Consider the following 21,507-nt stretch of genomic DNA (forward strand, 5'->3'; position numbering starts at 1 on the left):
GATTGCGCTGCGTTGTGCGGAGCGTGGCCCGAGGTTCACTCTCCGGGGGGCTGTGTGTGGCGGCCGGTGCTGGTTAGCCTCGCGGCCAAGCTGTTGTGAGCCGTATGGAGGGGCTATGAGCGGGTCTGTTGAAGTGCGGCAGTTCCTCCTTCGGTACGAAGGTGCCGATGGGGGGAGTGCTCCGTTTGCCGGGGCGTTGCCGGCGCAGCGAAGTGGGGCTGCTGATACGCAGCGGGTTTCGGATGATCAGGTTCGGCGGGCTCGGCTGGCGGTGGCGAATGGTGCGCTGGGGGTCGAGGACTGTGTTCAGTTGCTGGAGATGCTGGGTTTGAACTTGGACGAGGACGGTCAGGCGCCGGTTCAGCGCTGAGGCGGTGGGTCCGGTGGGCGGATGGTTCCGCCGGACCCCTTCCGGTGATATTTCCGCAGGTTGAGGACCTTCTTGGAGAGTAATTCCCGAGCTGTCGCGGGATGTTTGACGCCAGTTTCGTAACACTGTTACGGTCGTGGGGTCGAAAGGGGACTGATATGACGGCGATCGAGGGTGCGGCGGGGCCGGCGAACCGGATCCGCCCGGTGGTGCAGATGCTGGGCGGCAAGTTCATGACGTCGCCGGAGCTGGCCGCGGTCGAGGCCGAGGTGGGGTTGCCGCCGCGTTCGCTGTACCTGCGGGGCCGGTCGGCGGTGCTCGGCGATGTCCCGCCGAAGGTGGCCGCGGAGCTGTTCGGCATCTTCCCGCACTGGCTGTTCGACTTCGTCCTGCCGGCGGCGACGGCGGCTCTCGACGCTCCCGCGGCGGTCCGCGCCTACACGGAGTCATCGGCCCGGTGGTCGCGCATCAACCTTTCGGCCGTATCGGAGCCCGGCCGCTTGGCGGAGCTGTTGTTCCGCGTCATCGACGCCGCGGACGCCAGCGGGCTGGCGCTCTTCGCGGGCTGGAAGAACGCCGAGCGTCCCTCGGGCGACGTCGAACGCCTCGGTTTCGCGCTGATGGTCTTCCGCGAGCTGCGCGGCGGCCTCCACTTCGCGGCGCTGCGGGCGGTGGGCCTCTCGGTGCCGGAGGCGGTGGTCGCGGACCCGGAGGGCGGCCGCGCGCGCCTGCTGCGCACGGCGTGGCCGGAGGAGGCGGCGGACGAGCTCGTCGCGTCGGCGGAGCGCAAGCCGGACCTGCGCGACCGCCGCAGCCACGCGGAGAAGCTGACCGACGACCGGATCGGCGAACTGCTGGCATCGGCACTGACGGAGCCCGACTTGGCCGAGCTCGACGGCCGCCTGACGGACCTGGCGAAGTTTGCGCAGGTAGCGGCTTCGTAGCGGGCTTAAGGAACCCCCTGTGCAAAGCGGTGGCGGCGTGCCCTATGCTTGTAATCGCTCCCAGGGGGACCTGAGAGCGCGGTCGGTCGGTAACCCGAAACCGACCGGGCTCCCATCGTTCAGTGGCCTAGGACTCCGCCCTTTCAAGGCGGCAACGCGGGTTCGAATCCCGTTGGGAGTACGCAGTACAGTAGTAAACGCAAGATCGTAGTAAGTGCAAGGCCCTGTGGCGCAGTTGGTTAGCGCGTCGCCCTGTCACGGCGAAGGTCGCGGGTTCGAGTCCCGTCAGGGTCGCAAGATCGTTCGGCTCCTTGCCGGCGTTCCCGGCCAGGTAGCTCAGTTGGTACGAGCGTCCGCCTGAAAAGCGGAAGGTCGCCGGTTCGACCCCGGCCCTGGCCACCGTTCGAAGAAGCCGTCTTGACTCAGGTCAAGGCGGCTTTCTTGTGTCCGGGGCCGGTCTTGGCCGTCGCCGTTGCTGACCGCCGCCGGCTGTCACCAGTTGCACGTGTGTTGCACGGCGGGTCTCGTGCTGGTTCCAGTGGCCAGGGGTCGCGGCCGTACCTCAGGTGGCCTCTGACCTGGAGTACGACCTGAATGCTCAGGGCGGTTTCGTGTGCGGGTTCTAGTGCGGCACGACGACGATCTGGGCCTCGTCCTCGTAGATGATCTTTCCCGGTGGCTGCAGCGATACCAGCCGGTGGCATCGGACACCGTGGGCGGCCAAGATCTCGAGGTAGCCTGCGGCCCGGTTCACGAGCGCTTCGGCCGATGCCTTGAACCACGCGGTCGCGCCCGGGTTGATCGAGTGGTCGTAGACGGTGGGGTCGACCGTGGTGGGGTTCGTGTAGTGCGCCTCGTACCAAGCGTGGTTGGTCCGGCGGAACTCCTCCTGGCCGCCGGTCAGCCTGCCGGCCTTACTCAGGTTGTTGATCAATCCGAAGAAGCCGGGATGCCGCCCCTCGACGTTGGGCTCGGCGCTCTGGAACCTGATGTACATCCTCCTACTCATACCGGAAATGTCGGTGGCGTCCGGCACGATGTCCCGGTGACGCAAGACGACTGGGACGCCCAAGCCGCGACCTTCGACGATCAGCCCGACCACGGCCTCCGCGATCTCGGGGTGCGCGCTGCCTGGGCGGATCTGCTCCTGCCGTTGCTGCCCCCTGCTCCGGCGGCGGTCGCCGACCTCGGGTGTGGGACCGGCAGTCTCGCCGTTCTGCTGGCCGAGGCCGGGTATGCAGTCTGCGGGGTCGACCTCTCGCCGCGGATGCTCGACGTGGCCGGGAAGAAAGCCGAAGCGGCCGGGGTGAGCGTCGAACTGCGCCGGGGGGATGCGGCCGATCCTCCTTGCTCGCCGGGCACCTACGACGTCGTTCTCGTCCGGCACGTCCTGTGGGTCATGTCCGACCCGTCCGCCGCGGTGGACACCTGGGTGCGGCTGCTGAAACCCGGTGGCCGGCTGGTCCTCGTGGAAGGGCGGTGGTTCACCGGCGCCGGGATCTCGGCCGAGGAGTGCGAACGTCTTGTCCGCGCCCGGCGAGAAGAGGCGTCGGTGACGCGGCTCGACGACCCGGCCTTGTGGGGCGCTCCGATCGAGGACGAGCGATACGTGCTCGTCAGCCGAAGCTGAGTCCGGACGAGGGAAGGCGCCGGCGGGTTTCGGCAGCTCGCTCGGCGCCTGGTCGGGACTGGGACCGGTGGCATACGGCCGGTACCGGCAAACCGAAGAGTGGCTCAGTGTCGGCCGACAAGGACACGTTAGGCCGAACGAGTGAACCGCGGGAAGCGGTGTCCGGAGCCGCCGGCTGGCGACGACCACCCGGCGAAGGCAGCCCGAACGCGGGCCGCCACCCGAACCGGGGAGCCGAAATGCGATACCTGCTTACCCTTCACATGAACCCGGCCCTCTGGGCCACCCTGACCGACGACCAGAAGAACGCCGTCTACGAAGGACACGGTGCCTTCATCACCCTGATCACCGAGTCCGGCGAGATGGTCGAGACCAAGGCGCTCGCCGAGCCCGGCGAAACCAAGACCATCCAGGTCAAGAACGGTGTGGCGCAGACGAAAACCGGTGGCTTCGTCGAGTCCGAGGCCTTCCTCTGCGGCTACTACGTCGTCGACGTCGAAAGCGAGGAACGCGCTGTCGAGCTGGCCGCCAAGATCCCGGACGCGCAGTACACCGCCGTCGAGGTGCGGAAGGTCGTGCACGAAGGTTGACCTCGATCGAGGTCGAGGTTGCACCCTGAACCCATGACCACACCTGGGGAATGGGACATCGACGCCGTCGATCTCGACGCCTACCTGGCGCGGACCGGGCAGACACGCCGGCCGCCGTCGGCTGAAGCGTTGAAAGACCTCATGCGCGCGCACGTCCGGGCCATCCCGTTCGAGAACGTCGACGTCGTTCTCGGGCAGCACCAAGGGATTTCGCTCGACGTCGTGAGCGCGAAGCTCGTCGGACGGCGGCGGGGCGGCTACTGCTACGAACACAGTGGCCTCTTCGCCGCCGTCCTCGAACGGCTCGGCTACACCGTGCACCGGCTCGCCGCGCGCGTCCAGCCGCGGCGGCCGGGGCCCTGCACGCACATGACACTGGTCGCCGACGTCGACGGCCGGCAGTTCCTCGCCGACGTCGGGTACGGGGCAGGGATCCTCGACCCGATGCCGCTCGTCGACGGCCACGAAGCCGACCAGGCCGGCTGGCCGCAGCGGCTCGTCCGGAACGGTCACTGGTGGACGCTCCGAAAAGGCGACGAGGACATCCTCGAGTTCCCGCTCGACGAGATGCACCGCATCGACTACGAGGTCTACCACCACTACACGTCGACGCACCCGAAGTCGCCCTTCACCGGGCGGCTGGTGATCATGACGCTCGAACCCGGGGTCGGCCGGAGGCTGCTCGGGCGCGAACTCACCGTGGAAAAGCCGGACGGCACCAGCGAAACCAGCACCGTCGCGCCGGACGAGCTCGACGCCACCCTCAAGGACCTCGGCATCGAGCTGACGGCGGACGAGCTGGACCGGCTGAAGAACGTCTACTGACCGAACAACTCGGCCGCCGGCACCGGGCGGCCGAGGTGGTAGCCCTGCGCCTGATCGCAGCCGAGCGTGCGGAGCAGGTCCAGCTGCTCCGCCGACTCGACCCCTTCGGCGATCACCGTCAGGCCCACCGCGTGGGCCATCGCGATGATGCTCGTCACGATGGCCGCCGCGTCCCGGGACTCGGCGATCCCGGTGATGAACGAACGGTCGATCTTGAGCGTGTCCAGGGTCAGGCTGCGCAGCTGCGCGAGTGACGAATAGCCGGTGCCGAAGTCGTCGATCGCCAGCAGCACCCCCAGCGACCGCAGCGACGCCAGCACTTCCGCGGCCGCCGCCTGGTCGCGCATCAACGCGCTTTCGGTGACCTCCAGGCACAGCGCGGCGGCGGGCAGGCCGGTGTTCGCGAGCGCGTCCTCGACCGCGGGCACCAGGTGCGGGTCGTCGAGCTGGCGGGCGGACAGGTTGACCTTCAGCGTCAGGTCCAGCCTCTGGCCGGTGCGCCGCGCGGCGATCTCGCGGGTGGTCGCGCGGAGTATCTCCTTGCCGATCACGTTGATCAGGTCGCTCTCTTCGGCGAGCGGGATGAACTCCGCGGGCGGGATCGCGCCGTGCCGGGGGTGCGTCCAGCGCAGCAGCGCCTCGACCGCGACCATCTCGCCGGTCCGCAGGTCGACGACCGGCTGGTACACGGGCCAGAGCTGGCCGGAGCCGACCGCGTCGCGCAGGTCCTGCTCCATCCGCAGCCGCCGCTGCATCCGCTCGCGCAGGCCGACGTCGAAGAAGTGGTGACGGCCCCGCCCGAGCGTCTTCGCCTGATACATCGCCACGTCGGCGTCGCGCAGCAGGTCCTCGGCGCTGCGCCGGTCGTCGCGGCCGACGAGCACGACACCGATGCTAGCGTCGAGGTGCAGCTGCCTGCCGAGCACGCCGATCGGCTCGGCCAGTGCGGCCCGCAGGTGCTCGGCCAGCGCGCGGACTTCGCCGGGGTCGGTGACTTCGCCGGTGACGACCACGAACTCGTCGCCGCCGAGCCTGCCGACCAGGTCGTCGCGGCCGCAGCTGCGGCGCAGGCGCTCGCCGACGATCCGCAGCACCTGGTCGCCGACCGAGTGCCCGAGCGAGTCGTTGATGACCTTGAACTTGTCGAGGTCGAGGAACAGCACCGTGACCGCGCCCCGGTCACGGGCGTCCAGCCTGCCGAGCACCAAGGTCCGGTTGCCCAGCCGGGTGAGCGGGTCGTGGGTCGCGTCGTGGGCCAGCCGTGCGCTGATCGCGCGGGTCTCGGTGATGTCGGTGAACGACGTGACGACGGCCATCGCCGCCGGGTCGTCGGGGTTGAGCAACCGGGACGTCAGCGCCACCCAGACGTCGCGGCCGTCGGGCCGGCGCAGGCGGACGACCAGGCCGTTGTGCGTCACCCCGGTCCGCCGGGTCTGCACGGAAGGCATCTCGTCCGGCGGGAGCCACCGTCCGGACTCGGTGAACAGCACCAGCGTGTGGCACGGGACGCCGATCAGGTCGGCTTCGGCGACGCCCAGGATCCGGCAGGCCGCCGGGTTCGCCGCTTCGATGAGCCCGGACGCGCCCATCACGAGCACGCCTTCGTCGAGGGAAGCGACGACCGTGCGGTAGTTCTGCTCGGCCCGCCGCCGCGCGGTTTCGTCGGCGCAGACGAGCACGTATCCGTCGTTCATCTCGGCCGCCGAGACGCGGATCGCCAGCGGTGCGCCGTCCCGCCGCCGGTGCACCGCTTCCGCGACGCCGCCGCCGCGCCGGATGGCGGGCAGGTCGAGCGGGGCGCCGACGAGCTCGCTCGCGCACCGCCCGACGGCTTCGGCCGCGGTCCAGCCGTACACCGCCTCGGCGGCCGGGTTCCAGCTGGTCACGACGCCTTCGCCGGTGGTCGCGATCAGGGCGTCGCTGACGTGCGACACCAGCGCGGCCTGGTAGTGGAGGGCGTCGGCGGCGGCCTTCTTCGCCGTGATGTCGCGCATGACGACCTGGTAGGCGAGGTGGTCGTGGAGGCGCACCGACACCGTCTCCACCGCGAACTTGCTCCCGTCCAGCCGGCACATCAGGGCTTCGACGGGCTTGGTCGCCGCACCCGGCCCGGTCAGCTCGGCGAGCTTCTCCACCCAGGTCGGCTGCGACTCCTCGGCGACGAAGTCGGAGAACCGGCGCCCGACGACCTCGTCCGCCGACCGGGCGGCGAAGGTGTCGATGGCGGCGCGGTTCGCGTAGGTGAGGACACCGTTCCGGTGGACGCAGATCGCGTCCGGGCTCAGTTCGACCAGCTCGGTGGGGTCGGCGGATGGCTCGGCCGGCCCGCTCGCGGCGACGGCGTCTGCCTCCATGTGCGTCCGTCCCCGTGAAGTCGGCGGTTGACCCGTCGATTACACCACCGACTCCGGCTCGTGTATATCCGCCGGAATCGGGCCCCGGCCTGCGGCTACGCGCCACAGGCGCGGTCCCCAGAACAGCAACCCGAAGTGGGCGGCGAACGCGTGGCCGAGCAGCGTGACGATCGAATCGAGGCTCACCGGGTCGTCGCTGAGGTAGATCACCGCGATGAACGCCTCCATCGCGGCCAGTGCCCCCAGCCGCGCGCGGCCGCGCAGCAGGAACACAAGTGCGCCGGCCGTGGTGAAGAAGCCGTAGCTGACGCCGATGTCGAGCCAGAGGCCGGCGGAGCGCGGCAGGACGTGGGCGCCGATCAAGGCCATCACCGGAAGCTCGGTGACGAGCGTGGCGAGCACGTGGCCGGAGAAGAACACGGTAGCCACGCGGCGGGTGGCGAAGCGGCGTTCCAGCGGGGCGACAGCGACCGCGAAGATCACGGCGTAGGCGAGCCAGCCCTGGTCCGGGAGCCAGAACGCGCTGGTCAGCAGCGAGGTCAGCGGGCGCCGCCACAGGTTGTGGGCGTCGGTGCTGGAGAGCCGGAGCAGCCGTTCGGTCACCGCCGGGTCGGCGAACTCGAGCAGCAGAGTCGTTCCGAGCAGGACGATCAGGTAGCCGAAGGTGAACGGCGTCGTCTTCGGATTCGGGACGAACCGGAGCAAAGTACGCACGCTGACGGACGTCCGGGGGACCGGCTGTCTCGCCTTCAGCAGCATGGACTGAGCTTCGCCGGTCATGCTGGGAGTATTCCGAGCGCCGGCTTAGAAAACGCTGTGGACGTCACTCACGGTCAAGGACAGCGATCCGTGACAGATTTTTGCCGCTACTTCACCCATTCGGGGGGCTTGTACGGTAAGAATACGGTCACGATTCGGCCGAAAGGCCTCTCGGGAAGGTCTGTCGGGGTGAACGACGAGATATCGGTCGCCGAGTTGCTCGTCCGCGAAGGCTGGGGCGACAAGCCGCCACCGGCCAGCGCGCGCTGGCGGGTGGTCGCGGTGATGCTGGCCGTCGTCATCGGCTGCGGGGCCGCCGCGGTGCTGGTCGCCTTCGGCGGCACCACGCGTCAGGACGCCGCCCCGGTCGACCAGATCCAGGTCATCCCGTTCCCGCAGCGCACCACCGGCCTCGGCGGGGTGGACCAGGCCACCGACTCGCCGTCCGACAGCGGGATCGGCGGCGGCACCGGCGGCGAGGTCGTCACCGCGTCCGGCGAGCACCGCGGCACCGTCACCGAGGTGCCGGGCAGCACGCCGCCGGCCACGCAGAACAACAACGGCGGCAGCACCGAAACCACGGCGACGGCCACCACGACGGCCGGTCTCGTGCCGACGGGCACCTCGGCGGCCACGACCACGCCCCCGGCCGATGGTCGGCCGCCGACTCCGCCCCCTCCGCCGAAGCCCCGGCCGACGTCCTGCTTCCTGATCATCTGCTGGTGATCAGGCGAGTTTCTCCGCGATGTCGCTGAAGTCCGAGGTGTTCCAGCGCTCCGGGCGCATCACGATCGCGATGTTGCCGCCGTGGGTTTCGTCGGTCGCGTCGGTGTACGCCTCGCTCACGCCCGGGGGCAGGTAGCGGGCCGCCATCTCGTGCCGCTCCGCCTTGGTCATCGGCCACGACTTCACGACCGGTCCCTCGACCGAGACGTACTTGTAGACGCCGTCCTGCTGCTGGACGCACAGCGCGAACCGGCCGGCCGCTTCGATCAGCCGGGCCTTGCGCAGGCCGGGCGACGTCATGACGACGACGTCGCCGCCGGGCTCGTAGCGGTACCAGATCGGCGTGGTCAGCGGCGCCCGCCCGGGCTCGGCCGCGACGCTGAGCACGCCGACCTGCGGCTGGGCGAGGAACTGCTCGCGCTCTTCCTGGGTCATCTTGCGGGCCATGACTGCTCCTTAAGGCAAACTGATTTGCCTTAAAGCTAGCCACAGTGGGCTCACAAAAGCAAGCGGTCTTGCTTTAAGGTGGGCACATGACCCGACCAGGCGGCCGTAGCGCCCGCGTCCGCGACGCGGTGCACGAAGCCGTCGTCGAGCTGCTCGCCGCGGGCGAGATCGACGCCGCCATCCCGAAGATCGCCGAGCGCGCGGGCGTGAACCCGACGAGCGTCTACCGGCGCTGGGGCAGCCGGGACAACTTGCTGCTCGACGCCGCGGTGACGCGCCTGCGTTCGACGTCGCCGATCCCGGACACCGGTTCGCTGCGCGGCGACCTGCTCGGCTGGGCCGAAGGCGTCGAGCGTGCGATGCGTGACCCGCGCGGGCAGATCCTGCTCCGCGCGCTCGTTGCCACCCTGAGGCCGGAGGAGAAGCCGGTCGAATACCTCCGGGCCCGGGGGGACGACCTGCAGGCCACCCTCGACAAGGCCGCGGAGCGCGGCGAGCCGGTGCCGTCGGTCGACGAGGTGCTCGACTACGTGCTGGCTCCGCTCTACCTGCGCGTGCTGTTCCGGCGCCCGGTCGAGCCGGGCACCGGGGCCCGGCTCGTCGAACGGCTGCTCACGGCGCTTTGAGTGCGGTGGCTCCGTTAAGGGTCACCCAGGTGATGCGGGCGCGGATGCGGTTGCCGTAGCTGAAGAGGCGCAGTGCGCGGCTGGGTGCCGACAGGCTCATGCGCCGGGCGTGGTCGGTGGTGATGACCTCGGTGTGATCGGGGAACGCGATGCCCCAGGCGGCGATCCTCGCGTCGACGCGTTCGCCGTACTCCTGCACTACGGCGAACAACCGTGGCGCTTCCAGGGCGACCATCTCTTCGATGAGCGCGGAGAACTCGGATTCGTCGCAGAGTGGGTCTGCTCCGGCTGGGTCGTTCACCGTCGGTTCGGGTGTCATCACGTACTCCATCGGCGCCGGACCTGGTTCGTCGAGAAGCCTGGCGACACGGGTCGTGGATCTTCTCCGCTTGCCGTGTCGCCAGGGGCTACTGTGATCGCTTGTCAGAACTACAGAGCAGCCACGCTTCAATGTAGTGTGCTACAAAGTAGCGCGCTAGCCCTTGGCGTGGTCTTTTCGGGTGATGAATGAGCCATGAGCTCTGCCGGGAGGTGACGCCGATGGTCGAGTCGAGCCGGAGCGCGCTCAAGCGATGGATCGGCGTCGAGCTGAAGCGACTGCGTCAACGAGCCGAGTACGAGCGCGCCGACGTGGCGGAGCGCCTGGGCAAGACCGCCGCGTGGCCGGGCCACGTCGAGGTCGGCCGGAACCTGCCCAGCGCTGCCGATCTGGAAGTCCTGCTCACCTGGTACGGCCACGCGGACCGCATCCAGTTCTTCCGGACGCTGCTGTCTCGTGCCAAGAAGGGCAAGGACTGGTGGATCGGGTTCTCCGACGTCACACCCGAGTGGTTCACCATGTACCTGGGCCTGGAATCCATCGCCCGGCAGCTCAGCGGCTACGACGCCATGGTCGTGCACGGGCTGTTCCAGCTGCCTGAATACGCCGAAGCGATCATCCGCGAGGTCAATCCCACCTTGCCCGACGCCGAAGTGAATCGTCGCGTCGAACTGCGCATGGCGCGCCACGAGGTGCTCACTCACCGCACCGACCTGGAACCGCTGCAGGTGTGGCGTGTCATCGACGAAGCCGCGCTGCGCCGGGTCGTCGGGGGCCCGGCCGTGATGCGCCGCCAGCTCGAGCGGCTGATCAAGCTGGCCGAGCTGTCGAATGTCACGGTGCAGGTCCTGCCTGCCGCCGCCGGTGGTCACCCCGGCATCGAGGGGGCCTTCACGATCATGGACTACCCGGCCGAATTCGAGGACGACCCGGGCACCGTCTGGTTCGAGTCCCGCATCCGCGGCACGTTCATCGAAGACCCTGCCGAGATCGCGATCTACCGCGATGACCTGACCCGCATTCAGGTGAACAAGGCCCTCAAACCGGATCAGAGCATCGCCCTGATCAAGCAAGTTGCGAAGGAGATCACCCGGTGAACCAAGCTGAAGCCCTGACCGCCCTCCGTGATGCCGACGGTTGGTTCAAGTCCAGCGCCAGCGGAGGCCAGGGCGAGTGCGTCGAGGTGAACACCGCGACGACCGAATGGGTCGGCGTCCGGGACTCCAAGCTCGGCGCCGGCTCGCCTGTCCTGGCCTTCTCCCGTGATCAGTGGCGGGCGGCGCTCACGGCGCTTTGAGCAGGTCCGGCTCGCGGCGCTGTCCGAGGTGGTTGAACAGCAGGTTCAGCGAGAAGGCCAGGAACGCGGTCACCGTGATCGGGCTGCCGCCGATCGTCTGCAGCCAGGTCGGAAAGTGCTTGAAGAAGTCGGGCACGAACGCCGGGAGCAGCCCGACGCCGAGGGCCACCGCCACGACGAACGTGTTGTGGTTGCCGGAGAACTCCACCTTGCGCAGGTTCTGCACGCCGACCGCGGCGACCATCGCGAACATCACCACCGCGACGCCGCCGATCACCGGCTCCGGGATCGCCGCGATGAACGCGCCGATCTTCGGCACCAGGCCCATCAGGACGAGCACCCCGCCGGTCACCGCGGCGACCCAGCGGCTGCGCACGCCCGTCATCTGCACCAGGCCGACGTTCTGCGCGAACGCCGTGTCGGGGAAGGAGTTCATCACGCCGCCGAGGACGGCCGAGACGCCGTCGGTGGCCAGGCCGCGCGCGAGGTCGGCGTCGGTCGGCGGCCGCCCGGTGATCTCGCCGACGGCGATCAGGTCGGCCGTGGACTCGGTGAACGTCACCAGCATGACCACGCACATCGACAGCACCGCCGCGATCGGGAACGTCGGCGCGCCGAAGTGGAACGGCGAGGCGAGGCCGAACCAGCCCGCGTCGCCGATGCCGTCCCCGTGCACCAGGCCCATCGGCACCGCCACGACCAGCCCGATGACGAGTGCCAGCAGCGGCCCGACCTGGTTGGCGAATCCCCGCAGCACCCGCGTGAAGAACACGACCAGCGCGATCACGCCGAACGCCAGCGCGATGTGCGACGGCGCCGCGTAGTCCGGCGCGCTCGAGTCGTGCCCGGCGATCATCGCCGCGCCGGGTCCGACCAGCGAGACGCCGATGACCAGCAGCAGCGTCCCGGAGACCAGCGGCGGGAAGAAGCGGATCATCTTGGCGAACGGCTTCGCGATCAGCAGCCCGAAGACGCCGGACGCGAGCATCGCGCCGTACACCGCGGGCAGGCCGTACTGCGACGCGATGAGGATCATCGGGTTGACGACGCTGAACGTCGCGCCCGCCACCACCGGCAGCCGGATGCCGAGGACCTTCCCGATCCCGACCGCCTGGATCAGCGTCGCGATGCCCGCGACCAGGAGGTCGGCGTTGACCAGCAGCCCGATCGTCGCCGGGTCCAGCTTCAGCGCGCTGCCGACGATCAGCGGCACGGCGACCGAGCCGGCGTACATGATCGACATGTGCTGCAGGCCGAGCAGCGTCAGCCGTCCGGCCGGAAGACCTTCGTCGACCGGGTGTTTCGTCATGAACAGCCCCTTTCCGCCGGTCAGCCAATCGGTGACGGTGACGGTAGCAAGTCCCGCCCGTGATGATCTTGTTTCGAGGGGCGGCGCGAAGGCCGCGAATGTGTGACCATCGGTGCATGACTTCGGGCGGTATTTCCCAGGTGGGTCCGCCGTTTCGCGCCGATCACGTCGGGAGCCTGCTGCGGCCCCCGGTGCTGCGTGACGCGCGGCGGCGGCACGAAAGCGGCGAGATCGGCGCGGAGCAGCTCCGCGCGGTCGAGGACGACGCGATCCGCGACGTGATCAAGATGCAGAAGGCGGCCGGGCTGAGCTCGGCGACCGACGGTGAGTTCCGGCGTGCCTCGTGGCACATGGACTTCATCTACTCGCTCGGCGGGATCTCGAGGAGCGACGAGCGGCTGCACGTGAAGTTCCACAACCTGGCGGGCGACCTCGAGTTCAGCCCGCCGGGCCTGCAGGTCGACGGCAAGGTGCGGCTCGACGAGCCGATCTTCGCCGACCACTTCCGGTTCCTCGAGTCCCATGTGGACCCCGGCGTGACGCCGAAGCTGACCATCCCGTCGCCGAGCATGGTCTACTACCGCGGCGGCCGGGCCGCGGTGAGCGAGAGCGTCTATCCGGACCTCGAAGAGTTCTTCGCCGACCTGAGCACGGCCTACAAGGACCAGATCACCGCGATGACCGGCCTCGGCTGCCGGTACCTGCAGCTCGACGACACCAGCCTCGCCTACCTGAACGACCCGGCGCAGCGGGAGCTCGTCGCGCGGATGGGCGGCGACCCGGACACCCAGCACGTGCGCAACATCGCGACGATGAACGCGGCGCTGGCCGGCCGTCCCGATGGCCTGACCGTGACGACCCACCTGTGCCGCGGCAACTTCCGGTCGTCGTGGGCCGCCGAGGGCAGCTACGAGTTCGTCGCGGAGGCGCTGTTCGGGGAGCTGGCGGTCGACGGGTTCTTCCTCGAGTACGACGACGAACGCTCCGGCGGCTTCGAGCCGCTGCGGTTCGTGCCCAAGGACAAGAAGGTCGTCCTCGGCCTGGTCACGACCAAGCGGCCGGAGCTCGAGGACCCGGACGTCCTGGTGCGGCGGATCGAAGAGGCTTCGCGCTATGTCGACATCGACCGGCTCTGCCTGTCGCCGCAGTGCGGGTTCTCCTCGACCGAGGAGGGCAACGACCTGACCACGGACGACCAGCTGCGGAAGCTGGAGCTGATCGTCGCGACGGCCGACCGCGTCTGGGGAGGCAAATGATCACGTGCGTCGTCGACTACGTCATCGACGCCGCGAAGCTCCCCGACTTCGAACGCTTCGCCGCGGCGTGGATGCGGCTGGTGCAGCGCGAAGGCGGCGTCCACCACGGCTACTTCCTGCCGGCGGAGGGGGCGAGCGACGAAGCACGCGCGCTGTTCAGCTTCGAGAGCCTCGCCGCGTACGAGCGCTACCGGACGCTGTTCGGCGTCGACCCGGATTTCATCGAGGCCGACAAGATCCGCGAGGAAAGCGGGTGCGTGGTGCGGTACCGGCGGACGTTCATGCGCCCGCTGCTCCCGGACGACGAACCGGGCGACGAACCGGGCGACGAAGACGGGTGAGACACAGCGCGTCGCGGCCGCCGTCGGTCGTGGACCGGGTCCTCGATCTGCTGGGCGCGTTCACGGCCGAGCGGCCGCGGCTGACGCTGTCGGAGCTCAGCCGCCGGGCCGGGCTGCCGCTGTCGACCACGCACCGGCTGGCCGGCGAGCTGACCAGGCGCGGCGCGCTCGTGCGCGACGAAGCGGGCGAGTACCGCGTCGGGCTGTGGCTGTGGGAGGTCGCGTCGCTCGCGCCGCACGGCGCGGAGCTGCGGGAGAGCGCGATGCCGTTCCTGGAGGACCTCTACGAGGCCACGCACCAGAACGTGCAGCTCGCGGTGCTCGACGGGCCGGAGGTGGTGTTCGTCGAGCGCATCTCCGGCCGCGGCGCGGTCAACGTCCTGACGCGGGTCGGCGGCCGGCTGCCCGCGCACGCGACCGGCGTCGGCCAGGTGCTGCTGGCGCACGCGCCGGCCGAGGCGCAGGAAGAGGTCCTGACCGGCCCGCTGAAGACGTTCACGCCGAAGACGATCGGCTCGCCCGAGCAGCTGCGGCGGGTGCTGGCGGACGTTCGCCGCGACGGATACGCGATCAGCGACGGCCAGATCGAACTGGTCGCCCTGTCGGTGGCGGCGCCCGTGTACGACTCGACGGACGAGGTGGTGGCGGCGATCTCGGTCGTCGTCCCCGCCGAGGGGACGGATCCGCGGACGCTGATCCCGGCGGTGCGGGCGGCGGCGCGCGGCATTTCGCGGGTGCTGGGCGCGCCGCGGGCACTGCGGTCCTCCGGCGACTCCTCGACGGCTTGAGCCTCTTGTGATCGGATGAAAGGCATGGGTGGACAGAACACGGTTCTCGTCGTCGGGGCGGGGCAGAGCGGGTTCCAGGCCGTGGCTTCGCTGCGGGATCGCGGCTTCGACGGCCGGGTCGTGCTGGTCGGGGAGGAGCCGGGCGTGCCGTACCAGCGGCCGCCGCTGTCGAAGGCCTACCTGGCCGGGACCGCCGGGCAGGAACAGCTGTACCTGCGTGGTGAGGACTTCTTCGCCGAGAAGGACATCGAGCTGGTCGACGCCCGGGTCGAGGCCCTCGACCGCGGCGCGCGCGAAATCCGGCTCGAAGACGGCCGGAAGCTCGGCTACGACCACCTGATCCTCGCCACCGGCGCGCGCAACCGGCGGCTGCCCGTGCCCGGCGCGGACCTGCCGGGCGTGCTGACCCTGCGCACCCGCGACGACGCCGACCGGTTGCGCGCGTCGCTCGAACAGGCCGGGAACGTCGTCGTGGTCGGCGGCGGGTTCATCGGGCTGGAGTTCGCCTCGCACGCCGGCCGCCCGGTGACGATCGTCGAGGCGCAGGACCGGCTGCTCAACCGGGTCGCGACGCCGGAAATCTCCGCCTACTTCGCTTCGCTGCACCGCAAGGCCGGGCACACGGTGGTGCTCGGCCAGGGCGTCACGGCCCTGCACGGCGACGAGCGCGTCCGCGAGGTCGAGCTGTCCGACGGCACCCGGCTGCCCGCCGACCTGGTCGTGGTCGCCGTCGGTGTCGTGCCCGAGACGACGCTCGCTGCGGCCGCCGGTCTTCCCGTGGACAACGGCGTCGTCGTCGACGAGCACCTGCGCACGGCGGACCCGCGGATCTTCGCCATCGGCGACTGCGCGAACTTCCCGTGCGTGCAGGCCGGGGCGGCGACGCGGCTGGAGTCCGTGCAGAACGCCGTCGACCACGCCCGGTGCGTGGCCGCGGTGCTGACCGGCACGCCCGAGCCGTACGCGAGCCTGCCGTGGTTCTGGACGGACCAGGCGGGCGCGAAGCTGCAGATCGCCGGGATCCTCGCCCGGGCCGACCGGACGGTGGTCGCCGGCGACCCGGCCGAGGGCAAGTTCTCCGTGCTGTCCTTCCGCGACGACGTCCTCATCGCCGTCGAGTCGGTCAACCGGCCGGCCGACCACGTCGCCGCGCGGCGCCTGTTCGCCGCGGAGCCGCGGCCCGCGTACGCCGACCTCGAAGCGAGCGCCTTCGATCTCAAGGCACATCTGAAGGCGAGGGCGGCGTGATGCGCACCCAGGTCGCGGTGATCGGCGCCGGCCCGGCCGGGCTGCTGTTGTCGTTCCTGCTGCACGAAGCCGGAATCGACTGCGTGGTCCTGGAAGCGCGTGACCGCGAGTACGTCCGGCAGCGCGTGCGGGCCGGGGTGTGCGAACAGCCGACCGTCGAGCTGCTGACGTCGCTGGGACTCGGCGAGCGGCTGGCTGCCGAAGGGATGCCGCACGAAGGCCTGTCGCTGCGGTTCGACCGCGCCGACCACCGGATCGAGCTGACCGAGCTGACCGGGAAGACGATCACGGTCTACGGGCAGCAGGAGATCGTCAAGGACCTGATCGACGCGCACGAAGCCCGCGGGTACCCGATCTCCTTCGAAGTGTCGGACGTCTCTCTGTCCGATGTGGACACCGATCGGCCGCGGGTGGGTTACCGTGACGCCGAAGGGGTTGCGCGGACCGTCGAGTGCGACGCCGTGGCGGGCTGCGACGGGTTCCACGGGATCTGCCGTCCGTCTATTACGGACAGTGCGCTCACGGTGTACGAGCGCGAATACCCGTTCGCGTGGCTGGGTGTCCTCGCGCGGACGCCGCCGTCGCACCACGAGCTGATCTACACCTACCACGAACGCGGGTTCGCGCTGCACAGCATGCGGACGCCGGAGATCACGCGGCTCTACCTTCAGGTCGACCCGGCCGAGTCCCTCGCCGCCTGGTCCGACGACCGGATCTGGGCCGAGCTGACCGCCCGGCTCGAGGTCGAGGGCGACTTCACGCTGCGAGAGGGCCCGATACTCGACAAGGGGATCACGCCGATGCGCAGCTTCGTCGTGGAACCGCTACGCCACGGACGGCTGTTCCTGGCCGGCGACGCCGCCCACATCGTCCCGCCGACCGGCGCCAAGGGCATGAACCTGGCGATCGCCGACGTCCGGGTGCTGGCGCGGGCGCTGGAAGCGTTGCTGCGCGGGGACGAATCACTCGCGCAGTCCTATTCGGACACCTGCCTGCGCCGGGTGTGGCGGGCCGAGCACTTCTCGTGGTTCATGACGACGATGCTGCACACCGACCCGCACGCGGACGGCTTCGCGCGGCAGCTGCAGCTGTCGCAATTGCGCTACACGACGTCGTCGCGAGCGGCGGCGACCAGCCTGGCCGAGAACTACGTGGGGCTGCCCTTCGTCTAAGATCGTCAACTCAAGGTTGACGCACCTGTGTCGTCAACCTACAGTTGACGGCATGACCCTTCCGACCAGCGTCAAGCTCGACGACCTCATCAGCGCCATCAAGAGCAACCACGACAAGGACACCCTGGCTCAGCTGACCGACGCGGTCTACCTGGGCCAGCACCTCGGCGAGGTGGCCGACCACCTGATCGGCCACTTCGTCGACCAGGCCCGGCGGTCCGGGGCATCCTGGACCGAGATCGGCGCGAGCATGGGCGTGACGAAACAGGCGGCCCAGAAGCGGTTCGTGCCCAAGGTCGACCCCGGCGGCGACCCGAGCGGGGCGATCGAGCGTGTCTACGGCCGCTACACCGACCGGGCCCGGCACGTGATCGTCGAGGCCCAGAAGGCCGCCGTCGACCACGCCAGCCCGGAGATCGACACCGTGCACCTCGTGCTGGGCCTGCTCAAGGAGCCGGCGGCACTCGCCGCGGGGGCGATCCTCGCCCAGGGCGTGCAGTTGGACGCCGTCCGCGAAGCCGCCGAAGCCCGGCTGCCCGAGCGGGCCGAGGAGCCGTCCGTCCAGCCGCCGTTCAGCGCGGCTGGGAAGAAGACGCTCGAGCTGACCCTGCGCGAGGGGTTGCGGCTCGGGCACAACTACATCGGCACCGAGCACATCCTGCTGGCGCTGCTGGAACAGGGCGAGGGCACCGGTTTCGAGGTGCTCGACGGCCTGGGCGTCAAGAAGGACAAGGCCGAGGCGAAGATCCAGGGGGTGCTGGCGGAGATCCTCGCCGCCCGGAGCCAGTGAGACCCCTCCTGCTGGCGGCCGTGCTCGCGCTGGCTCTGGTGACCCTGCTCGCCTGCGCCTGATCGGGAAGGACCAGGGGGTCTTCCCGCCCAGGCTCGCCAAAAGCCGTGAATGGCACATTGAGGGACTCTAAGTCTCTCAATGTGCCATTCACGGACTTGTCAGGCGTCGGACTCCGGGCGGCCGTCGGCGGCCCAGGCCGTGTGGAACGAGCCTTCGCGGTCCACCCGGCGGTAGGTGTGGGCGCCGAAGAAGTCCCGCTGACCCTGAACCAGCGCGGCGGGGAGGCGGTCGGCGCGGAGGCCGTCGTAGTAGGCCAGCGCCGTCGAGAAGCCCGGCGTCGGGATGCCGAGCTTGACCGCCGTCGAGATCACCGAGCGCCACGAGTCCTGCGCGTCCTCGACGGCCTTGCGGAAGCCGCCCGACGTCAGCAGCGTCGGCAGTTCCGGCTCGTCGGCGTAGGCCGCGGTGATGTCGTTGAGGAACTTCGCGCGGATGATGCAGCCGCCGCGCCAGATCGAGGCGACCTTGCCGAGGTCGATGTCCCAGCCGTACTCCGTCGCGCCGGCCTGGATCTGGTTGAAGCCCTGCGCGTACGCGACCACCTTCGACGCGTACAGCGCCTGCTCGACGTCGTCGGCGAAGCGCTCCAGCGAAGAACCCGACAGCGGCGCCGCCGAAGGACCGCCGAGACCGCGGGCCGCCGCGCGCAGCGACTTCGACCCGGACAGCGAACGCGCGAAGACGGCTTCGGCGATGCCCGAGATCGGGACGCCGAGGTCGAGGCCGATCTGGACGGTCCAGCGGCCGGTGCCCTTCTGCTCGGCGGCGTCCTCGACGATGTCGACGAACGGCTTGCCGGACGAGGAGTCGACGTGCGCCAGCACATCGGCGGTGATCTCGATCAGGTAGGAGTCCAGCCGTCCGGTGTTCCACGTGCGGAACACGTCGGCGATCTCGGCCGGTGCGTAGCCGCCCGCGTGCCGGAGCAGGTCGAACGACTCCGCGATCAGCTGCATGTCGGCGTACTCGATGCCGTTGTGCACCATCTTCACGAAGTGGCCGGCGCCGTCCGCGCCGATGTGCGTGCAGCACGGCTCGCCGTCGACCTTCGCCGAGATGTCCTCGAACAGCGGGCCGAGCGACTCGTACGACTCCTTCGAGCCGCCGGGCATGATGCTCGGCCCGTGCAGCGCGCCCTCCTCGCCGCCGGAGACGCCGCTGCCGACGAAGTGCAGCCCACGCTCGCGCAGCGCCTTCTCGCGGCGGCGCGTGTCGGCGAAGTGCGCGTTGCCGGCGTCGATGATGACGTCGCCCTCTTCGAGCAGCGGCGCGAACTCCTCGATGACGGCGTCCGTCGGCCCGCCCGCCTTGACCATGATCACGACCTGCCGGGGCCGCTCCAGCGCGTCGACGAAGTCCTGCGCGGAGTACGCGGGGATGAAGTCACCCTCGTCGCCGAACTGCTCCACCAGCGCGCGGGTCCGCTCCTCGGACCGGTTGTGCAGGGCCACCGTGTGCCCGTGCCGGGCCAGGTTGCGGGCCAGGTTGCGGCCCATGACCGCCAGGCCGGTGACCCCGATGCTCGCCTTCTTGCTCATCCGAATCCTCTCGAAGTCTCTCTCGATTCAGACCCTAGTCCGATCGTGCGCTCAAGGGAGGCCACGGAGCGACGGCTCACTCAGTTCAGGAGAAGCAGCGGATCGGGCCCTTGTTGAAGGCGAGCATGTCCGTGATCGCCGCCACCAGGTCGATGTCCGCGCCCCACTCGGCGCCGTCCAGCTCGGCGTACGCCCGGTGCAGGTTCCCCGGCAGCCGCTCCTGCTCGCTCAGCGACGCGAAGTCACCCAGGTCGGTCTCCTTCGCCAGCTCCAGCGGCGACAGCCCGGCGGCCTTCCCGCGCTCGGCCGTCTTCTGGACGAAGGCCAGGTACGCATCGACCGTGTCGACGACGTCCAGCCCGCACGCCGGGCCGTGCCCGGGCAGGATCACCTCCGGCTCGAGTTCCCGGACGACGTCGAGCGCCTTGCGCCAGCCCGCCACCGAGCCCATCAGCGCGAACGGGCTCCCGCCGTTGAACACCAGGTCACCGGCGTAGAGCACACGCGGGCCTGGCAGCCAGGCCAGGACGTCGTTGGTCGTGTGGGCCGCGTGGCCGGGATGGATCAGCTGGATCTCGACGTCGCCGGCGTACAGCGTGAGCCGGTCGTCGAACACGATCTCGGGCGGCCGTGACCGCAGCTCGCCCCAGTCGCTGCCGACGAAGATCCCCTCGAACTTCTGGATGCCCTCGGCGGCCATCAGCTCGCGCGTCTTGCGGTGGCCGATCACCGCCGCGCCCGTGACGAGGTAGTTGCCGTTGGTGTGGTCGCCGTGGTGGTGGGTGTTGACCAGCGTCGTCACCGGGCTGCCGGTCGCGGCTTCGACCGTCTCCAGCAGCGCGCGCGTGCGGCGTTCGGTCGAGCACGTGTCGATCAGCACGGTGTGGTCGCCGGCGTCGACGAACCCGCAGTTGTTGATGTACCAGGAGCCGTCGGGCTGGACGTAGCCGTGGACCTGGTCGGCCAGCCGGGTGACGGTGGCGGCGGAGGGCGAACGATCGGTCACGGGGTCACTATGCCCCAGACGGGGCTCCGCCGGTTGGCGGAATAATTCGGAATTTCGCTGGTCCAGGCGAGTGACAACGCAGGTGACTGGCGTTCCGCGACGTTTCCTGGAACGCTGCGCGATGTCATCATCGAGATCCGCAAGGTGAAGCACTAGCCTGGGTGGGTTCGATAGTTCGCGCGCGACGGCGACCGGGAGGCCGCCGTCGCTTGGTAGTGGTCCGGGAGAGCAGGGCGATGGCCAGCACCGTCACCTCGCGCCGGAAGCAGCTCGGGAACGAGCTCCGGCATGCCCGCACCGCGGCGCGGATGACACAGCAGCAGGTTGCCGAGGTCCTCGGCTGCACCCAGGGCAAGGTCAACAAGATCGAGTCCGGTGCCGTCGGGGTGAAGCTCGGGGATGTGCGATCGATGCTGAACGCGTTCGGGATCAACGGCGAAGAGGCCGACACGCTGATGAACCTGGCGCGCGCCGCCGCCGGGCAGCGCGGCCACTGGTCGGGCTACCGCTCGGTGGTGCCGCACTGGTTCCGCACCTTCACGGACCTGGAGCCCGCGGCCGCGGAGATCCTCACCTGGCACGGTGAGCGCATCCCCGGCCCGCTGCAGTCCGAGCACTACATGCTGAAGCAGTTCACCGAGGCCGGCGCGACGGACGTGACGTCGCTGGTGCGCAACCGCCTCGACCGCAAGGCGGTGTTCGAGCAGCAGCAGCCGCCGTACTACCGGTTCATCATCAGCGAAGGCTCGCTGCGCCGGGCTCCCGGCGGCTACGCGCCCGCGGTGATGCTCGACCAGGTCGAGCACCTGCTCTCGCTCGAGAAGCACCCGCGGGTGTACGTGCACGTACTGCCGTTCGGGGCACGGCTGGCCGCGGTCCCCAACGACTTCACGATCATGCGGTTCCCGGACCGCACGCGGGACTTCGTCTACATCGAGCACTCCGCCGGCGGGCTCTACCTCGACGACGTCAAGGACTTCAACATCTTCGTCGACTCGTGGGACCGGCTGCGCGGCGCCGCGCTGGAGCGCCAGGAGACCCGGCAGTTCCTCAAGGAGCTTGCGGAGGGTTACCGCGCCCAGATGCAGCAGATCCAATAGGGCGAATGG

24 protein-coding genes and 3 tRNA genes are annotated in these 21,507 nt (G+C 69.7%); 19 read left to right on the plus strand and 8 right to left on the minus strand.

Annotation, left to right across the window (positions count from 1 at the left end; genetic code table 11):
• Positions 1-115 precede the first annotated feature (115 nt).
• The 5 genes from A3CE_RS58735 (at position 116) to A3CE_RS0125570 (ending at position 1,713) form a co-directional block, all read left to right on the plus strand.
• Positions 116-370, plus strand: a complete 255-nt coding sequence (locus A3CE_RS58735; RefSeq protein WP_020642957.1) for a hypothetical protein — start codon at positions 116-118, stop codon at positions 368-370.
• Between the two features lie 158 nt (positions 371-528).
• Positions 529-1,314: an SCO6745 family protein gene (locus A3CE_RS0125555; protein WP_020642958.1), complete on the plus strand. Its 786-nt coding sequence runs from the start codon at positions 529-531 to the stop codon at positions 1,312-1,314.
• Between the two features lie 108 nt (positions 1,315-1,422).
• Positions 1,423-1,495 (plus strand) — tRNA-Glu (locus A3CE_RS0125560).
• A 39-nt stretch (positions 1,496-1,534) separates the two neighbouring features.
• A tRNA-Asp gene (locus A3CE_RS0125565) sits at positions 1,535-1,608 on the plus strand.
• Between the two features lie 31 nt (positions 1,609-1,639).
• Positions 1,640-1,713, plus strand: a tRNA-Phe gene (locus A3CE_RS0125570).
• 223 nt (positions 1,714-1,936) lie between these two features.
• Here the strand turns inward: A3CE_RS0125570 and A3CE_RS0125575 are convergent.
• A complete protein-coding gene (locus A3CE_RS0125575) occupies positions 1,937-2,323 on the minus strand; it encodes a hypothetical protein (protein ID WP_026468851.1) in 387 nt (128 codons plus the stop codon).
• A 36-nt stretch (positions 2,324-2,359) separates the two neighbouring features.
• Here A3CE_RS0125575 and A3CE_RS0125580 point away from each other — a divergent pair, with 36 nt between their 5' ends.
• The 3 genes from A3CE_RS0125580 (at position 2,360) to A3CE_RS0125590 (ending at position 4,359) form a co-directional block, all read left to right on the plus strand.
• Positions 2,360-2,944 (plus strand): class I SAM-dependent methyltransferase, encoded by a 585-nt coding sequence (locus A3CE_RS0125580; RefSeq protein ID WP_020642960.1) that lies wholly within the window; start codon positions 2,360-2,362, stop codon positions 2,942-2,944.
• A 239-nt stretch (positions 2,945-3,183) separates the two neighbouring features.
• Entirely contained in the window at positions 3,184-3,534 is a 351-nt protein-coding gene (locus A3CE_RS0125585; RefSeq protein WP_026468852.1) for a YciI family protein, read from the plus strand.
• A 33-nt stretch (positions 3,535-3,567) separates the two neighbouring features.
• Complete coding sequence (locus A3CE_RS0125590) at positions 3,568-4,359, plus strand: arylamine N-acetyltransferase family protein (protein WP_020642962.1); 792 nt, start codon at positions 3,568-3,570, stop codon at positions 4,357-4,359.
• Here the strand turns inward: A3CE_RS0125590 and A3CE_RS0125595 are convergent.
• Entirely contained in the window at positions 4,353-6,713 is a 2,361-nt protein-coding gene (locus tag A3CE_RS0125595) for a sensor domain-containing protein (protein ID WP_020642963.1), read from the minus strand. The genes A3CE_RS0125590 and A3CE_RS0125595 overlap by 7 nt on opposite strands.
• Before the next feature lie 39 nt (positions 6,714-6,752).
• Positions 6,753-7,493 carry a rhomboid-like protein gene (locus tag A3CE_RS0125600; protein ID WP_020642964.1) on the minus strand — a complete coding sequence of 247 codons (741 nt, stop codon included), beginning with the start codon at positions 7,491-7,493 and terminating at the stop codon, positions 6,753-6,755.
• A 168-nt stretch (positions 7,494-7,661) separates the two neighbouring features.
• Between A3CE_RS0125600 and A3CE_RS0125605 the strand changes: the two genes are divergently transcribed.
• The gene (locus A3CE_RS0125605; RefSeq protein WP_020642965.1) at positions 7,662-8,198 is read left to right on the plus strand and encodes a hypothetical protein; all 537 of its coding nucleotides are present in this window, start codon (positions 7,662-7,664) and stop codon (positions 8,196-8,198) included.
• On the opposite strand, the gene A3CE_RS0125610 is transcribed toward A3CE_RS0125605, so the two are convergent.
• A complete protein-coding gene (locus A3CE_RS0125610; RefSeq protein WP_020642966.1) occupies positions 8,199-8,645 on the minus strand; it encodes a pyridoxamine 5'-phosphate oxidase family protein in 447 nt (148 codons plus the stop codon).
• 86 nt (positions 8,646-8,731) lie between these two features.
• Here A3CE_RS0125610 and A3CE_RS0125615 point away from each other — a divergent pair, with 86 nt between their 5' ends.
• Positions 8,732-9,271, plus strand: a complete 540-nt coding sequence (locus A3CE_RS0125615; protein WP_020642967.1) for a TetR/AcrR family transcriptional regulator — start codon at positions 8,732-8,734, stop codon at positions 9,269-9,271.
• Here the strand turns inward: A3CE_RS0125615 and A3CE_RS0125620 are convergent.
• The gene (locus A3CE_RS0125620) at positions 9,258-9,590 is read right to left on the minus strand and encodes a hypothetical protein (protein ID WP_125592072.1); all 333 of its coding nucleotides are present in this window, start codon (positions 9,588-9,590) and stop codon (positions 9,258-9,260) included. The genes A3CE_RS0125615 and A3CE_RS0125620 overlap by 14 nt on opposite strands.
• Before the next feature lie 221 nt (positions 9,591-9,811).
• On the opposite strand from A3CE_RS0125620, the gene A3CE_RS0125625 reads away from it, so the two are divergent.
• Both A3CE_RS0125625 and A3CE_RS0125630 read left to right on the plus strand, forming a co-directional pair.
• Positions 9,812-10,687 (plus strand): helix-turn-helix domain-containing protein, encoded by an 876-nt coding sequence (locus tag A3CE_RS0125625; RefSeq protein ID WP_020642969.1) that lies wholly within the window; start codon positions 9,812-9,814, stop codon positions 10,685-10,687.
• Positions 10,684-10,887 carry a DUF397 domain-containing protein gene (locus tag A3CE_RS0125630; protein ID WP_020642970.1) on the plus strand — a complete coding sequence of 68 codons (204 nt, stop codon included), beginning with the start codon at positions 10,684-10,686 and terminating at the stop codon, positions 10,885-10,887. Before A3CE_RS0125625 ends, A3CE_RS0125630 begins: the two co-directional genes overlap by 4 nt.
• Here A3CE_RS0125630 and A3CE_RS0125635 read toward each other — a convergent pair.
• Positions 10,874-12,196, minus strand: a complete 1,323-nt coding sequence (locus tag A3CE_RS0125635) for a nucleobase:cation symporter-2 family protein (RefSeq protein WP_020642971.1) — start codon at positions 12,194-12,196, stop codon at positions 10,874-10,876. The genes A3CE_RS0125630 and A3CE_RS0125635 overlap by 14 nt on opposite strands.
• Positions 12,197-12,312: 116 nt before the next feature.
• Between A3CE_RS0125635 and A3CE_RS0125640 the strand changes: the two genes are divergently transcribed.
• From A3CE_RS0125640 to A3CE_RS0125665, 6 genes are read left to right on the plus strand one after another with little or no spacing between them, the layout of a single operon-like run.
• Entirely contained in the window at positions 12,313-13,452 is a 1,140-nt protein-coding gene (locus A3CE_RS0125640) for a 5-methyltetrahydropteroyltriglutamate--homocysteine S-methyltransferase (protein ID WP_245589590.1), read from the plus strand.
• Entirely contained in the window at positions 13,449-13,793 is a 345-nt protein-coding gene (locus A3CE_RS0125645; protein WP_020642973.1) for an NIPSNAP family protein, read from the plus strand. The genes A3CE_RS0125640 and A3CE_RS0125645 overlap by 4 nt, the downstream gene beginning before the upstream one ends.
• The gene (locus tag A3CE_RS0125650; RefSeq protein ID WP_020642974.1) at positions 13,790-14,581 is read left to right on the plus strand and encodes an IclR family transcriptional regulator; all 792 of its coding nucleotides are present in this window, start codon (positions 13,790-13,792) and stop codon (positions 14,579-14,581) included. Before A3CE_RS0125645 ends, A3CE_RS0125650 begins: the two co-directional genes overlap by 4 nt.
• Before the next feature lie 24 nt (positions 14,582-14,605).
• Positions 14,606-15,829, plus strand: a complete 1,224-nt coding sequence (locus A3CE_RS0125655) for an NAD(P)/FAD-dependent oxidoreductase (RefSeq protein WP_020642975.1) — start codon at positions 14,606-14,608, stop codon at positions 15,827-15,829.
• Positions 15,829-17,001, plus strand: a complete 1,173-nt coding sequence (locus A3CE_RS0125660) for a 4-hydroxybenzoate 3-monooxygenase (RefSeq protein WP_043792576.1) — start codon at positions 15,829-15,831, stop codon at positions 16,999-17,001. Before A3CE_RS0125655 ends, A3CE_RS0125660 begins: the two co-directional genes overlap by 1 nt.
• 52 nt (positions 17,002-17,053) lie before the next feature.
• On the plus strand, positions 17,054-17,791 hold the full coding sequence (locus tag A3CE_RS0125665) for a Clp protease N-terminal domain-containing protein (protein ID WP_020642977.1): 738 nt from the start codon (positions 17,054-17,056) through the stop codon (positions 17,789-17,791).
• Between the two features lie 161 nt (positions 17,792-17,952).
• On the opposite strand, the gene gndA is transcribed toward A3CE_RS0125665, so the two are convergent.
• Together gndA and A3CE_RS0125675 are read right to left on the minus strand one after the other, a co-directional pair.
• On the minus strand, positions 17,953-19,392 hold the full coding sequence (gene gndA, locus A3CE_RS0125670) for an NADP-dependent phosphogluconate dehydrogenase (protein ID WP_020642978.1): 1,440 nt from the start codon (positions 19,390-19,392) through the stop codon (positions 17,953-17,955).
• A gap of 85 nt (positions 19,393-19,477) precedes the next feature.
• On the minus strand, positions 19,478-20,398 hold the full coding sequence (locus A3CE_RS0125675; protein ID WP_020642979.1) for an MBL fold metallo-hydrolase: 921 nt from the start codon (positions 20,396-20,398) through the stop codon (positions 19,478-19,480).
• A gap of 236 nt (positions 20,399-20,634) precedes the next feature.
• Here A3CE_RS0125675 and A3CE_RS0125680 point away from each other — a divergent pair, with 236 nt between their 5' ends.
• Positions 20,635-21,498: a helix-turn-helix domain-containing protein gene (locus A3CE_RS0125680; RefSeq protein ID WP_020642980.1), complete on the plus strand. Its 864-nt coding sequence runs from the start codon at positions 20,635-20,637 to the stop codon at positions 21,496-21,498.
• Positions 21,499-21,507: the final 9 nt, after the last annotated feature.

Source organism: Amycolatopsis balhimycina FH 1894, from assembly GCF_000384295.1.
Classification (GTDB): domain Bacteria; phylum Actinomycetota; class Actinomycetes; order Mycobacteriales; family Pseudonocardiaceae; genus Amycolatopsis; species Amycolatopsis balhimycina.

Bases quoted from the DNA above. Each gene is read 5' to 3' on its own strand.
- A3CE_RS58735 (WP_020642957.1), top strand. From the start codon at position 116: ATGAGCGGGTCTGTTGAAGTGCGGCAGTTCCTCCTTCGGTACGAAGGT.
- A3CE_RS0125555 (WP_020642958.1), top strand. From the start codon at position 529: ATGACGGCGATCGAGGGTGCGGCGGGGCCGGCGAACCGGATCCGCCCG.
- A3CE_RS0125575 (WP_026468851.1), bottom strand. From the start codon at position 2,323: ATGAGTAGGAGGATGTACATCAGGTTCCAGAGCGCCGAGCCCAACGTC.
- A3CE_RS0125585 (WP_026468852.1), top strand. From the start codon at position 3,184: ATGCGATACCTGCTTACCCTTCACATGAACCCGGCCCTCTGGGCCACC.
- A3CE_RS0125590 (WP_020642962.1), top strand. From the start codon at position 3,568: ATGACCACACCTGGGGAATGGGACATCGACGCCGTCGATCTCGACGCC.
- A3CE_RS0125595 (WP_020642963.1), bottom strand. From the start codon at position 6,713: ATGGAGGCAGACGCCGTCGCCGCGAGCGGGCCGGCCGAGCCATCCGCC.
- A3CE_RS0125600 (WP_020642964.1), bottom strand. From the start codon at position 7,493: ATGACCGGCGAAGCTCAGTCCATGCTGCTGAAGGCGAGACAGCCGGTC.
- A3CE_RS0125610 (WP_020642966.1), bottom strand. From the start codon at position 8,645: ATGGCCCGCAAGATGACCCAGGAAGAGCGCGAGCAGTTCCTCGCCCAG.
- A3CE_RS0125615 (WP_020642967.1), top strand. From the start codon at position 8,732: ATGACCCGACCAGGCGGCCGTAGCGCCCGCGTCCGCGACGCGGTGCAC.
- A3CE_RS0125620 (WP_125592072.1), bottom strand. From the start codon at position 9,590: ATGACACCCGAACCGACGGTGAACGACCCAGCCGGAGCAGACCCACTC.
- A3CE_RS0125625 (WP_020642969.1), top strand. From the start codon at position 9,812: ATGGTCGAGTCGAGCCGGAGCGCGCTCAAGCGATGGATCGGCGTCGAG.
- A3CE_RS0125635 (WP_020642971.1), bottom strand. From the start codon at position 12,196: ATGACGAAACACCCGGTCGACGAAGGTCTTCCGGCCGGACGGCTGACG.
- A3CE_RS0125640 (WP_245589590.1), top strand. From the start codon at position 12,313: ATGACTTCGGGCGGTATTTCCCAGGTGGGTCCGCCGTTTCGCGCCGAT.
- A3CE_RS0125645 (WP_020642973.1), top strand. From the start codon at position 13,449: ATGATCACGTGCGTCGTCGACTACGTCATCGACGCCGCGAAGCTCCCC.
- A3CE_RS0125655 (WP_020642975.1), top strand. From the start codon at position 14,606: ATGGGTGGACAGAACACGGTTCTCGTCGTCGGGGCGGGGCAGAGCGGG.
- A3CE_RS0125660 (WP_043792576.1), top strand. From the start codon at position 15,829: ATGCGCACCCAGGTCGCGGTGATCGGCGCCGGCCCGGCCGGGCTGCTG.
- A3CE_RS0125665 (WP_020642977.1), top strand. From the start codon at position 17,054: ATGACCCTTCCGACCAGCGTCAAGCTCGACGACCTCATCAGCGCCATC.
- gndA (WP_020642978.1), bottom strand. From the start codon at position 19,392: ATGAGCAAGAAGGCGAGCATCGGGGTCACCGGCCTGGCGGTCATGGGC.
- A3CE_RS0125680 (WP_020642980.1), top strand. From the start codon at position 20,635: ATGGCCAGCACCGTCACCTCGCGCCGGAAGCAGCTCGGGAACGAGCTC.